General features: G+C 40.6%; 10 protein-coding genes. All 10 read left to right on the top strand.

Annotated features, from left to right (window positions below; translation table 11 throughout):
• Position 1 precedes the first annotated feature (1 nt).
• The gene (locus ACZ47Z_RS09560; protein ID WP_117834953.1) at positions 2-934 is read left to right on the top strand and encodes a GerMN domain-containing protein; all 933 of its coding nucleotides are present in this window, start codon (positions 2-4) and stop codon (positions 932-934) included.
• Positions 931-3,228: a DNA internalization-related competence protein ComEC/Rec2 gene (locus tag ACZ47Z_RS09555; RefSeq protein WP_464525521.1), complete on the top strand. Its 2,298-nt coding sequence runs from the start codon at positions 931-933 to the stop codon at positions 3,226-3,228. The genes ACZ47Z_RS09560 and ACZ47Z_RS09555 overlap by 4 nt, the downstream gene beginning before the upstream one ends.
• Positions 3,229-3,293: 65 nt before the next feature.
• Positions 3,294-4,277 (top strand): DNA polymerase III subunit delta, encoded by a 984-nt coding sequence (gene holA / locus ACZ47Z_RS09550; RefSeq protein WP_464525520.1) that lies wholly within the window; start codon positions 3,294-3,296, stop codon positions 4,275-4,277.
• A 15-nt stretch (positions 4,278-4,292) separates the two neighbouring features.
• A complete protein-coding gene (gene lepA, locus ACZ47Z_RS09545) occupies positions 4,293-6,107 on the top strand; it encodes a translation elongation factor 4 (RefSeq protein ID WP_118187873.1) in 1,815 nt (604 codons plus the stop codon).
• Between the two features lie 59 nt (positions 6,108-6,166).
• Positions 6,167-7,324 (top strand): radical SAM family heme chaperone HemW, encoded by a 1,158-nt coding sequence (gene hemW, locus ACZ47Z_RS09540; RefSeq protein WP_464526053.1) that lies wholly within the window; start codon positions 6,167-6,169, stop codon positions 7,322-7,324.
• Between the two features lie 95 nt (positions 7,325-7,419).
• A complete protein-coding gene (locus ACZ47Z_RS09535) occupies positions 7,420-9,477 on the top strand; it encodes a BglG family transcription antiterminator (RefSeq protein WP_464525519.1) in 2,058 nt (685 codons plus the stop codon).
• A gap of 227 nt (positions 9,478-9,704) precedes the next feature.
• The gene (ulaG, locus tag ACZ47Z_RS09530; protein ID WP_464525518.1) at positions 9,705-10,808 is read left to right on the top strand and encodes an L-ascorbate 6-phosphate lactonase; all 1,104 of its coding nucleotides are present in this window, start codon (positions 9,705-9,707) and stop codon (positions 10,806-10,808) included.
• A gap of 68 nt (positions 10,809-10,876) precedes the next feature.
• Complete coding sequence (locus tag ACZ47Z_RS09525; RefSeq protein WP_331468631.1) at positions 10,877-11,338, top strand: PTS sugar transporter subunit IIA; 462 nt, start codon at positions 10,877-10,879, stop codon at positions 11,336-11,338.
• Between the two features lie 61 nt (positions 11,339-11,399).
• Positions 11,400-12,884, top strand: a complete 1,485-nt coding sequence (locus ACZ47Z_RS09520) for a PTS ascorbate transporter subunit IIC (protein WP_054753922.1) — start codon at positions 11,400-11,402, stop codon at positions 12,882-12,884.
• Between the two features lie 27 nt (positions 12,885-12,911).
• Entirely contained in the window at positions 12,912-13,217 is a 306-nt protein-coding gene (locus tag ACZ47Z_RS09515) for a PTS sugar transporter subunit IIB (protein ID WP_054753924.1), read from the top strand.
• Positions 13,218-13,230 lie beyond the last annotated feature (13 nt).

Here is a 13,230-nt window from a genome sequence, read left to right as displayed (position 1 = left end):
TATGAAAAAAAGAAAAGGAATCGCAGTGTTGCTTATTCTGATTCTTTCTCTCGCAGTAACTGCGTGTGGGGATCATTATGGAGTAGAGGAAGGCGAATCTTACATTTACTGTATGAATACAGACAAGACAGGACTTGTAAAGGTCGCGACTAAGATCAGCGGCAATTCTGCGATAAAAAAGGCGGAATCTGTAATCGATGAGATGAAGAAACCAACGAATGAAATTGAATATACACAGGCAATTCCGGAACAGGTGAAATTGCTCGATTGTGCTTTAAAGGGCAGTATCCTTGAGATTAATTTCAGCGAAGAATATTATGAAGTGAAACCTCTGGATGAGAAACTGATGCGGGCAGCAATCGTACAGTCACTGTTTCAGATTGACGGAATTGATGCGGTATCTGTCCGTGTGGAAGGGAAACCACTCAAAGATAATGAAGGAAATGATGTTGGCTTAATGAATGAGGATGACATTGTTGATGCAACAGGATCTTCATTAAGTTCTTATCAAACGGATACACTGACATTGTATTTTGCAGATCAGAATGGATCCAAACTGGTCAAGCAAGAGGTTGATGTTCATTACAGCAGTAATGTTTTGAAAGAAAAGCTGATTGTAGAAAAGTTGATGCAAGGTCCATCTGAGGAGGGGGCTTATCCAACGATCAATCCAGCCGCTAACCTGTTGAGCGTAACGACAAAGGATGGGATTTGTTATGTGAATTTTGACAGCACATTTCTGATCAGTGCGTATGATGTGTTGCCTGAGATCACGATTTATTCTATTGTGGATTCTCTTGTAGAGGGAGCAGGAGTAAGGCAGGTACAGATTACGATCAATGGTGAATCGAATGCAAAATACATGGAGAAGGTGGACTTGTCACAGCCATTGAATGAAGAGCAGGACTGGATAGCAGCAGATAATAAAGAATGAGAAAACGCCCGCTCTGTATGGTATGTCTTGTACTGCTTGCCATACAGCTTGTAAGAGTGAGTTTTTTACAGAATACAAAAGATCAGAAACCGTCCCTTGCAGAAACATTGATTTTGGATGAAAAAGATGTGATTTGCGAGGGCACGGTTTATAGAATTGAAAATAAATCACAATCAACTGCAATTTATCTGAAAGATGCGGTTGTTTCTTGTACAGATCAAAAGAGTAAGAATCAGATAATCAAAGAAAAGAAAATCCTTGTAACAATAAAAAATAATAAATCCGGTAAAAAAATCAGAATGAAAATAGGACAGAAGCTGAATGTGTGGGGGATAAAACAATCGTTTCATCTGCCAAGGAATCCGGGTAATTTTAACCAAAAAAGTTATTATCAAAAACAGGGAATCCATGTTGGGGTTTTAACAAAGGCAGAACAGGTTGAGATCGTTTTGTCTGAAAAAGACAAGAACTGGATTGTATCACGATGGAATAGCATACGGAATCAGCTGGATCGGCTGAAAAATTACTGGAACTGGAAGATGGTGAGCCAGATGGGAAAAACACATGGCGCGATGCTTTCAGCAATCTTGTTGGGAGAAAAGAGCGGACTTGATCCGGAGATGAAAAAATTGTATCAGAAGAACGGATTAGGACATCTGCTTGCAATTTCGGGATTACACATGTCACTGATCGGAATGTCTGTTTACCGGTTATTAAGAAGAATGGGAAATTCATTTCTGTTTTCCGGAATTGTCGGAGGAGGGATTCTGTTTTTTTATTTGGTTATGACAGGGCCACAGGTATCCAGTCTTCGTGCACTTCTTATGTTTTTTATCCGTATGGGGGCAGAAATTACCGGAAGAGATGTGGATCAACCTACAAGCCTGGCGGTTACAGCAGCTATCTTAAGCATATATCAACCGCTGTATCTGTTAGATGCAGCATTTTTACTTTCGTTTGGTGCAATTCTTGGAATTTTATTATTGTATCCAATTTTTGAACAGAAAACACGTTTGAAAGCATGGGAAGGATTTAAGATTAGTTTAGCTGTTAATGGAATGCTTCTGGGAATCATGCTGTATTATTATTTTGAGGTGCCGCCGTATGCACTCGTTTTGAATGTTATTTTAATTCCGTTGTTTCCATTTGTGATGTTGACCGGTATAGGTGGACTTTTATTTTCAGAATTATCGGGAACCGTAGGAAAAATTGGATTCAGAATCTGTGATCGCCTGTTGTCCTTCTATGATAAATTATGTGAGCTGACATCAGCGCTTCCGGGCAGCAGGATTGTGACCGGACAGCCAGAGTTATGGTGGGTGCTTATTTACTATGGTGTACTATTCTTTTTGTGCTTCCTGTTTCATGCAATGAAAAATAAGACAGATAACCGAAGAAAACAGGCAGGATTTTCGCTGCTTGTTTGCATTGTCATAGCAGGATCAATCGGTGGGTGCAGAATTCTTATGAATGATTCAAAACACCTTCAGGTGACTGTCCTGGACGTTGGACAGGGGGACTGTATTTTTATAAGAGACAGAGAAGGAAAGAAAATGCTGGTGGATGGAGGGAGCAGTGATCTGTCTTCTGTCGGTACTTACCGGATAGAGCCGTTTCTATTATCGCAGGGGGTCAGAAAACTGGAGTATGTTTTTGTGACACATGGTGATGCGGACCACGTCAATGGAATTCAGGAACTTCTGCAAAATCAGAAACAGGGAGTGGAAATCGATGCGCTTGTTCTTCCGCCGGAAGAATATATGGATGAGAAATTGCTCCATCTTGCAGAAATGGCGAAAGAAAACGGGACGAGAGTGCTGACAATTTATTCAGGAGAAGAAGTCGGAATATATTTAAAATGCATCGCTCCGTTGACAACGAGGAAAAACGAGCGTATTCGTGGCAAGGAAGAGGAGGTACCTCGTCTGGAAGCAGGAAATGAAGCATCTGTTGTACTTGAATTGAAGGATGGGGCATTTCAAATGCTTCTGACTGGAGATCTGGAAGGAAGAGGAGAGGAACAGCTGGTGGAAAGCGGAACGTTGGAAAGCTGTCCAATCTTAAAAGCAGGACATCATGGGTCGAAGAATTCAGGGAGTGAAGACTTCCTTCAGATTGTGAACCCCAGATTAACATTAATCTCAGCGGGGATAGAGAACCGCTATGGACATCCACATGAGGAGACGCTGGAACGCCTGCAGGAAATCGGAAGTGAAGTATTGTCCACGCAGGAATGTGGTGCAATTACACTAAGGAGCGATGGACGAAAAATAAAGGTTCACAAGTATTTATAAAACAGGAATAGGTGATAAAAAGGCTCTTGTCAAAGTATTGGTTATTCATTTATAATAGAATAGTTATGAAGACCTTAAATGAAGATTTAAAATCAGGACAATTTAAGCAGGTATATCTTCTCTGCGGAGAAGAAGGATATCTGAAGAAACAGTATAAGAACCGTTTTGTGAAGGCAATGCTTCCGGAAGGCGATACGATGAACTATTCGTATTATGAAGGGAAGAATACGCCAGTGAAAGAAGCAATCGATCTTGCAGAGACCTTACCTTTTTTTGCAGAGCGCAGACTGATCGTATTTGAGAATACGGGATTTTTTAAAACTGCGGCAGGGGCAGATCTGGCGGATTATATCAAGGATATGCCAGAGACAACCTGTTTTATCTTCGTGGAAGAAGAGATTGATAAGAGGAACAGGCTCTACAAAGCAGTGAAAGCGAAAGGATATATTGCAGAGCTGTCCACGCAGGATGCAGGAACACTGAAACGCTGGGTTGCAGGTCTGGTCCGAAAAGAGCAGAAGCAGATTTCGGAGTCTGTGATCGTGTATTTTCTGGATAAAGTTGGAACAGACATGGAAAATATCCAGGGAGAGCTGGAGAAAGTATTCTGTTATGCACTGGAGAGAGATACGATCACGAAGGAAGATATTGATGCTGTCTGTGTGACGCAGATCACGAATCATATTTTTGAGATGGTAGATGCGGTTGCAGCCGGAAATCAGCAGAAAGCACTGGATCTGTATTATGAACTGCTGGCTTTAAAAGAACCGCCGATGCGTATTCTTTTTCTGCTGGTACGTCAGTACAGGATGCTTTTCCATGTCAAGGCACTTGCGAACCAGGGATATGGAAGAAAAGAGATTGCGTCTAAAGCAGGATTACATCCGTTTGTGGCAGGAAAGAATATGGAACAGGCGAAGCGGTTTAAGATGGGACAGTTGCGCCGTGTGATGGAAGAAGGGGCACAGCTGGAGCAGGATGTAAAGACAGGATTGCTGACAAACAATCTTGCAGTAGAACTTTTTATTGTAAAACAGTCAGAAAGATAGATGGAGGAAGAAGTATTGTCAACAATTGATCAGAGTCATATTAGAAATTTTTGCATTATAGCACATATCGATCACGGTAAGTCTACACTGGCGGACCGTATCATTGAGCAGACAGGACTTTTGACTAGCAGAGAAATGCAGTCACAGGTTCTCGATAACATGGATCTGGAGAGAGAGCGTGGAATCACGATCAAAGCACAGGCAGTCCGTACTGTATATCAGGCAGATGACGGAGAAGAGTATATTTTCAACTTGATCGATACACCTGGACACGTCGATTTCAACTATGAGGTATCCCGAAGCCTGGCAGCCTGCGACGGAGCGATTCTTGTTGTTGATGCGGCACAGGGAGTTGAGGCACAGACACTTGCGAATGTATATCTGGCACTCGATCATGATCTGGACGTTATGCCGGTTATCAACAAGATCGATCTTCCAAGTGCAGAGCCGGAACGAGTAAAAGAAGAGATTGAAGATGTGATTGGAATTGATGCGGAGAATGCGCCGCTGATTTCTGCAAAGACAGGTCTTAATGTACATGATGTTCTCGAGCAGATCGTACAGCAGATTCCGTCACCGGTCGGAGATCCGGATGCACCGCTGCAGGCATTGATCTTTGACTCCAAGTACGATTCATACAAGGGAGTTATCGTATTCTGCCGTATCAAGGAAGGTACGGTCAGAAAAGGTACACCGATGCTCATGATGGCAACAGGAGCAAAAGCAGAAGTTGTAGAAGTCGGAACTTTTGGTGCCGGTCAGTTTATTCCATGTGATGCACTCGAAGCGGGAATGGTAGGATATATTACAGCCAGCCTTAAGAATGTAAAGGATACGCGTGTCGGAGATACGATCACGAATGCATTAAATCCATGTGCAGAGCCGCTTCCGGGATATAAGAAAGTAAATCCGATGGTATACTGTGGACTTTATCCGGCAGACGGAGCAAAGTATCCGGACCTGAGAGATGCACTTGAGAAGTTGCAGCTTAATGACGCGGCACTTCAGTTTGAGGCTGAGACATCCGTGGCACTTGGATTCGGGTTCCGCTGTGGATTCTTGGGACTCCTTCATCTGGAGATCATTCAGGAACGTCTGGAAAGAGAGTACAACCTTGATCTTGTTACAACAGCACCGAGTGTTATTTACAAGATCCATAAGACAAACGGTGATGTGATCGACCTGACGAACCCGACAAATATGCCGGATCCTGCAGAGATTGAATATATGGAAGAGCCTATGGTAAAGGCAGAGATCATGGTGACATCCGAGTACATCGGAGCGATCATGGATCTGTGTCAGGAACGCCGTGGAATCTATCAGGGAATGGAATATATTGAAGAGACAAGAGCCGTGTTGACATATCATCTGCCACTCAACGAGATTATTTATGATTTCTTTGATGCATTGAAATCAAGATCCAGAGGATACGCATCTTTTGATTATGAGATGCTTGGTTATGTACGTTCCGAGCTTGTCAAACTTGACATTCTGATTAACAAAGAAGAAGTGGATGCTCTTTCCTTTATTGTATTCGAGGGAAGCGCTTATGAGCGTGGAAGAAAGATGTGCGAGAAGCTGAAAGAAGAGATTCCGAGACAGCTTTTCGAGATTCCGATCCAGGCAGCAGTCGGAAGTAAGATTATTGCGAGAGAGACAGTTAAGGCAATGCGTAAGGACGTTCTTGCGAAATGTTACGGCGGTGACATTTCACGTAAGAAGAAATTGCTTGAAAAACAGAAAGAAGGAAAGAAGAGAATGCGCCAGGTTGGAAACGTAGAGATTCCACAGAGTGCATTCATGAGTGTCCTGAAGCTGGATGAGAACTAGATAAAAGAAGGAAGGGGAAGGTACTGTTTTTGTCAGACAGTATCTTTCTGTATTTAAAGATGAAAAAGAGAAATTTAGAATTATATCTCCATATTCCATTTTGTGTAAGAAAATGTAATTATTGTGATTTTTTCTCAGCAAGTGGAACACCGAAAGAACAGGCGGATTATGTCAGTGCTATGATTCAGGAGATTCAGAGTTATCAGGAATTATCTGGAGAGTATGAAGTTCAGACAATTTTCCTGGGAGGAGGAACACCGTCTCTGCTGACTCCGGAACAGATAGAAAAGATTTTTACTACAATTTACCATATATTTTCAGTAAATGAGAATGCAGAGATCACAATGGAAATGAATCCGGGAACCGTTGATATTGAAAAGCTTCGTGCTATGAAAGCAGCAGGCGTAAACAGGTTGAGTATCGGACTTCAGTCTGCACAGAACGAAGAACTGAAGATGCTTGGAAGGATCCATACCTATGAGGAATTCCTTGAGACATGGAAACTGACAGAACAGGCAGGTTTCAAAAACAGAAATATCGATCTTATGTCTGCGCTTCCGGGACAGACGATAGAAAGTTATGAAGATACACTTTCAAAAGTTCTGGCACTTGAGCCGGAACATATATCTGCATATAGTTTGATATTGGAAGAAGGAACAGTATTCTACGACTGGTATGAAAAAGGGAAATTAGACCGCGGTGCATGGAAACTTCCGTCAGAGGAAGAAGAGTATGCGATGGGAGAACTGACAATACAAAGACTTGCAGAAGCAGGAATGCATCGATATGAGATTTCCAATTATGCAAAGCCGGGAAAAGAATGCAGACATAATCTCGGCTACTGGGACAGAGTGGAGTACCTTGGGATTGGGGCAGGTTCCTCATCGCTGATCAAAGGGGAACGGTTTGACCATATCCGTGATCGGAAAGCATATATTGAAAAGATTAGAAATAGCGAGCCGATTCTTATTGACAGAGAAATCCTTTCTGTGGAATCACAGATGGAAGAATTCATGTATCTAGGACTTCGCAAAATAGAGGGAGTTTCGAGAACAGATTTCCAGAATTATTTTGGAAAGAATGTGGATGATGTTTATGGGGAAATTCTTGATAAATTAGAAGAAGAACAATTGCTGGAATTTAGTGGAGATCGAATCCGACTGACGCATCGGGGGATGGATGTCAGCAACTGTGTGCTGGCAGAGTTTTTATTCTAAAATAACTGTAACTGTTCAGAGCCAACCTCCAAAATGCTACGCATTTCGTCGGTGTGGCGTATCCGCCAAATAAATAGAAAGAAGGGATGAATACAATGGGAACTGCTTATATCAATGAACGTTGCAGGAAGATACTTACATTGCTGCTTATGGCAGAAGATTATATATCTCTGCAACAGTTGGCAGAAGAAACAGGGGTATCTAAAAGAAGTGTCTATTATGATCTTTGTAAGGTAAATGAATGGTTGACAGAACAGGGGATCTCCGAATTAGAAGTGGTTCGTGGTAAAGGAATCCTGATTTCAGAGAAAGATAAGAACATGATCAATGAGGTGATCGATCATAAAGAAGTAGAAGAAAGCTACGTGTTTTCACCGTCAGAGAGAGTGAAAATTATTTATTGTTATATTTTAATTACGCATCTAAGTGAAGCGGTTTATATTGATAAGATTGCAGAGTATTGTCAGGTGAGCCGTAACACGATTTTTAATGATATGCGTGCGGTGGTGGCCCAGCTTCAGGAATACAATTTAACTTTGGTATATGAGAAGAAAAAAGGATATAAGATTTCCGGAGATGTTGTGAGAATCAGAGCATTATTTTTTATGTATTTTAATTCACTGTATCCTTTATTCGAGGCCGGAGTTTTGGATTTTCTCTATCAAGAGCCAATTCGTGAACATTATGAAAAACTACAGGCAATTGCAGAAGAATTAAACACAAAATATGTGAAAGGGGTTCTCTTTGCCTTGGCGTCTCTGGTTCCACTGATGTATAAAGGAGCGAGAAGACCGTATTTTCCAAATTTAAATATGGATAAACTCCTTCCTACACCAGAATATCAGATTGTTCAGAGATATTTTCCTGATCTTGATGAAAAAGAACATATTTATCTGTGTCTGCATCTTCTTGGTTCCAGAGTGGCGGAATCTGTGATTGATGAGATGTTTGATAACCATGCAGATCAGTCAGTTTATGAAATTTCAAAAGCACTTGTGTCAGAGTTTGAAAAGAAAGCATGTATTGAATTTGAAGATAAAGAAGAATTGGAAAGAGCCTTATTTTTACATATTAATTCATCGATGTATCGTTATCAGTATGGTATTCAGATTGGGAATCCACTCAGTGATGATATTATGAGAGAATATCCGAATTTATTTGATATAACAAAGATTGCATCAAAGTATTTGGAACAAATGATCGGACTTCCAATTCCAGACAGTGAGATTGCATATCTTGCACTTCATTTTGGCTCGCATATGAAAATTGCAGAACGTCCAGAGGATCATTTGCGGATTCTGATCGTCTGCGTGAATGGAGTGTCTACTGGAAATATGCTTAAAAGAGAGATTCAGAAACTTTTGCCGTATGCGGAGATTCTTGATGTGGTTGCGGCAGTTGATCTGCTCAATGTCCATGAGCAGTGCGATCTGATTATTTCAACTGTAAAATTGAAGTCTATCGTTCCGGTAATTATTGTACGTCCGATTCTGACAGATTATGACAGAAAAGCAATTTTAAATCATCGTCTGATTGAGAGGCAAAAGAAAACAACAGATGTTACAGAACTTTTTGAAGTGGTTCGAAAATATGTTGATGAAGAAGACTATGAAAGCTTGAAAAAAGATTTAGCTAAATATATGCAGGGAGAATCTGTAAAGCGGCAGATTTCAGATGGGAATAAAAAGACAGGACTTGTAGAGTTTCTTGCAAAAGATCGCATTCGTATAGAAAGAGAAACCTATTCCTGGCAGGAAGCCATTCGAAAATCAGGAGAAATGCTCTTAGAAGCAGGGAGTATTGAACGATGTTATCTAGATAATATCATTTCTCAAATCCAGTATTACGGTCCGTACATGTTTATCACAAAAGGAATTGTACTGGCACATGGAAAACCGGAGGATGGAGCAAACTGTCTGGATGTATCAATGACAGTTTTTGAGAAACCAGTACATTTCACAGAGTTTTATGATGCACAGATCATCATTATGCTGGCGGTAGAAGACCAGGAAAAACATTTGAAAATCCTTCGAGATATTATGAATCTGTTCGAAGAACACAATGGTTTGCACGAAATAATGCAGAAATGTGCAAAGGATGAGATTCTTGTATATATTAACCAGATATTACGAGAAGAAAACACAACGGAATAGAATATTGTAAGTAGTAAAAAGGAAGACAATTCACGATAAGAGAAAAAATTTACCGTGGACGGTCTTCTTTTTTTGCATATAATTTTTTGCACAATAACATAACATTTCTTGTACTTTTCTTTGCAAAACCTGGATGCTATGATGAAATCACAAAAACAAAGCCGGCTGAAAAATAGAAAATAAGATATAAATAGTGTGAAACAAGAATTATGAAGGAGAACAAAGTAATGAGTAAAATTGAAAAAATCACAAGAGAAAATTGGATCATGAGTACATTTCCTGAGTGGGGAACATGGCTTGTAGAGGATATTGAAAATGAGAAGGTAGCACCTGGTAATGTGGCAATGTGGTGGCTTGGATGTACAGGAATCTGGATGAAAACACCAGAGGACACAAATATCACGATTGATCTCTGGTGTGGAAATGGTAAAAGAACTCACGGCGACGGTAAGATGAAAGTCGGACATCAGATGGCGAATATGTGTGGTGGTCGCGCAATGCAGCCAAACTTAAGAAATGTTCCGTTTGTGATCGACCCATTTGCATTCAAGAAAGTAGATGCAGTGCTTGCAACACATTATCATCAGGATCATATGTCCGCAGAGTGGGCAGCACACGTGATCCAGAGTGGTATGACAACAGTAGATGAGAATGGGAAAGAAATTCCGGTTCCATTTATCGGTCCTAAGAAATCAGTTGAGCTCTGGCAGAAATGGGGTGTTCCGGCAGACAGATGTATTACTGTAAAGCCGGGAGATGCGATTAAGATCAAAGATCTTGAAATTATTGCACTTGATTCCTTTGATCGTACCTGTATCGTGACAACAGATAAGACAGATGAGACAAGAGAAGAACTAACAGGAGTTTGCCCAACAGATATGGATGATAAGGCAGTTAATTATCTGATCAAAACACCAGGTGGAAATATTTATCATAGTGGAGACTCTCACTTTTCAATTTATTTTGCAAAACATGGAAAAGATTACGACGTAGATGTAGCATTTGGCTCTTTTGGAGAAAATCCGATTGGTATGCAGGACAAGATGACTTCTATTGATGTATTGAGAATGGCTGAGAACCTGCAGTGCAAGGTTGTTGTTCCAATCCACTGGGATGTATGGACAAATTTCCAGGCTGACTGCGATGAGATTAAAGTTCTTTATGATTTCAAGAAAGATAGAAATGAATACAAATTCCATCCATTCTTCTGGCAGGTGGGCGGAAAATATACATATCCGGCAGATAAGGATAAGATTTATTATCACCACAGAAGAGGATTCGAGGATTGCTTTGAAGCACCACAGAATATCCCATATCGTTCCTGTCTGTAAAAGCTTTTCATTGCATGAAAATGTATCAGGCAAGAGCAGCGCTTTAAGTGAGAATATGGAGGAAGTAAATGATGTTAAAAGAATTTGTTGAGAAAAAGCATTATAAATTTGCAGACTCAGCGGCGGATTGGAAAGAGGCAATCCGCATGAGCTGCGAACCGTTGGAATCAGATGGAACAGTAGAAGATAACTACAAAGAAGATATTATCAAGTGTGTTGAAAAATATGGTCCATATATTGTGATTGCTCCGAATATCGCAATGCCGCATTCTCAGGAAGGAGCAGAGGGGGTTAATAAGACAGCAGTTTCTTTTATGAAACTGGAGACTCCGGTAAGTTTTGAACCTGGAGATTCGGAACTGGATGCACAGTTATTCTTTACGCTGGCATCCTGCAATCCAGAACAACATTTGGATAATATGTCAAGATTGTCTGAAATGCTGATGAATGAAGATCTTGTAGAAGAACTTGCACAGGCAAAGACACCGGAAGATCTGTTGAAATTAGAAGAAAAATATATCACAGAATAAGCAAGAGTCGCTGCTATTCAGATGATGAAGGTGGCAGCGGGGAGTTGAGGAGGAAATACATATGGAACTTTTAATGAGAGCCTGGTCTTATTTTGCGACCAATATATTAGAGCAGCCGGCATTTATGATAGGTCTGATCGTTGCCCTTGGATATATCCTTTTGAAAAAGCCATGGTACGATGTGCTTGCAGGTGTGATCAAAGCAATTGTAGGATATTTAATTCTGACAGTTGGCTCTAGCGGACTGGTAAGTAATTTCCGTCCGGTACTGGTTGGATTGAAAGATCGTTTTAATATGGATGCAATGGTTATTGATCCATATTTTGGACAAAATGCAGTAACCGCAGGAGTTGAAGAAGTATTTGGAAAAGGCTTTGGAGAAGCAATGGTTCTTCTTCTTATTGCTTTTATCGTAAATATCATTTTAGTAAGATTTAGTAAAGTAACAAAAATGCGTGCGCTGTTCACAACAGGACACGTGCAGGTGCAGCAGGCAGCAACTGCTTATTGGCTGATCATGTTTGCATGTCCGTTCCTTTTAACAAAGAATGTAGCAATGATAGTAGTTATGGCAGTTGTTCTTGGACTTTACTGGGCTGTAGGTGCCAACCTTACGATTAAGCCATGTCAGGAGTTATCTGATGGTGCAGGCTTCTGTCTTGCACACCAGCAGATGTTTGGAATTGCACTCAATACATGGATTGCAGAGAAATTCTTCGGAAAAAAGAAAAACGGTAAAGAAGTAAAGAAAATTGATGATGTAGAGCTGCCGGGATTCATGTCTATCTTTAATGACAATATGGTATGTACATCAATCTTGATGCTGATTTTCTTTGGTGCGATTCTTGTGATCCTCGGGAGAGATTATCTGACAGAACAAGGATTTATGACAGAAGGACAGAGCATGGTATTTTATGTGATCCAGACTTGCCTGTATTTTTCAGTTTATCTTGCAATCCTTCAGCTTGGTGTACGCACTTTCGTAACAGAGCTGACACAGTCCTTCCAGGGTATTGCAGACAAGCTTCTTCCGGGATCAATTCCAGGTGTTGACTGTGCAGTAGCATTTGGATTTGGTTCTGCAAATGCAGTACCGATTGGGTTCCTTGCAGGGTTTGTAGGGCAGATTCTTGCAATTGCAGTATTGATTGTATTAAAGAGTCCGGTACTTGTGATCTGTGGATTCGTTCCGGTATTTTTTGATAACGCAACAATCGGTATTTTCGCAAATGAAAAAGGCGGAGTTAAAGCAGCCTTGATCCTGCCATTTATCTCAGGTCTTTGTCAGGTGTTTGGTTCTGCAATCATCGCAGGATGGGTAGGAATGGCAGCGTATGGCGGATATATCGGAATGTGGGATTGGGCAGTTGTGTGGCCGGTTATGACCGCAGTAATGAAGTTCTTAAGTTATGCAGGTATCGTGATTGTTGCAGTTGTACTGATCGCAATCCCTCAGATCCAGTATCGATTGGATAAGGAAGGATATTTCAAGATTACAGAAGATTATGAAGCATATAAAGAGATGAAAGCAGCAAAAAATAATTAATTGATAAGAAATAAGGAGATAGAAATTATGAGTACAAAAAATCTTAAATTTATGGTATGTTGTGCAAACGGAGCAGGCTCCAGTATGATGATGAAAATGACACTTCAGAAAGTATTAAAAAAAGTAAATATTACTCCGGGAAGATTGCACCATTGTGCATTATCTGAAGGAAAAAGTGCTGCAACGCAATTTGATGTAGTTCTTTGTGCACAGAATTTTGCAAATATGTTTAAAGATGCTGAGAAAAAAGGCGTAAAAGTAATTCCATTGAGAAATATTATGTCTGCACAGGAAATTGAAGAGAAACTGAAAGAATATGGAGTGATCGAATAAGATCCGGAGGCAG

The organism is Mediterraneibacter faecis (genome assembly GCF_055383675.1).
Note: the sequence above shows the minus strand (reverse complement) of the source record. Positions and strands in the feature narration are given on the sequence as shown.

Coding starts and splice junctions, on each gene's coding strand:
- ACZ47Z_RS09560 (WP_117834953.1), top strand. CDS start 2: ATGAAAAAAAGAAAAGGAATCGCAGTGTTGCTTATTCTGATTCTTTCT.
- ACZ47Z_RS09555 (WP_464525521.1), top strand. CDS start 931: ATGAGAAAACGCCCGCTCTGTATGGTATGTCTTGTACTGCTTGCCATA.
- holA (WP_464525520.1), top strand. CDS start 3,294: ATGAAGACCTTAAATGAAGATTTAAAATCAGGACAATTTAAGCAGGTA.
- hemW (WP_464526053.1), top strand. CDS start 6,167: ATGAAAAAGAGAAATTTAGAATTATATCTCCATATTCCATTTTGTGTA.
- ACZ47Z_RS09535 (WP_464525519.1), top strand. CDS start 7,420: ATGGGAACTGCTTATATCAATGAACGTTGCAGGAAGATACTTACATTG.
- ulaG (WP_464525518.1), top strand. CDS start 9,705: ATGAGTAAAATTGAAAAAATCACAAGAGAAAATTGGATCATGAGTACA.
- ACZ47Z_RS09525 (WP_331468631.1), top strand. CDS start 10,877: ATGATGTTAAAAGAATTTGTTGAGAAAAAGCATTATAAATTTGCAGAC.
- ACZ47Z_RS09520 (WP_054753922.1), top strand. CDS start 11,400: ATGGAACTTTTAATGAGAGCCTGGTCTTATTTTGCGACCAATATATTA.
- ACZ47Z_RS09515 (WP_054753924.1), top strand. CDS start 12,912: ATGAGTACAAAAAATCTTAAATTTATGGTATGTTGTGCAAACGGAGCA.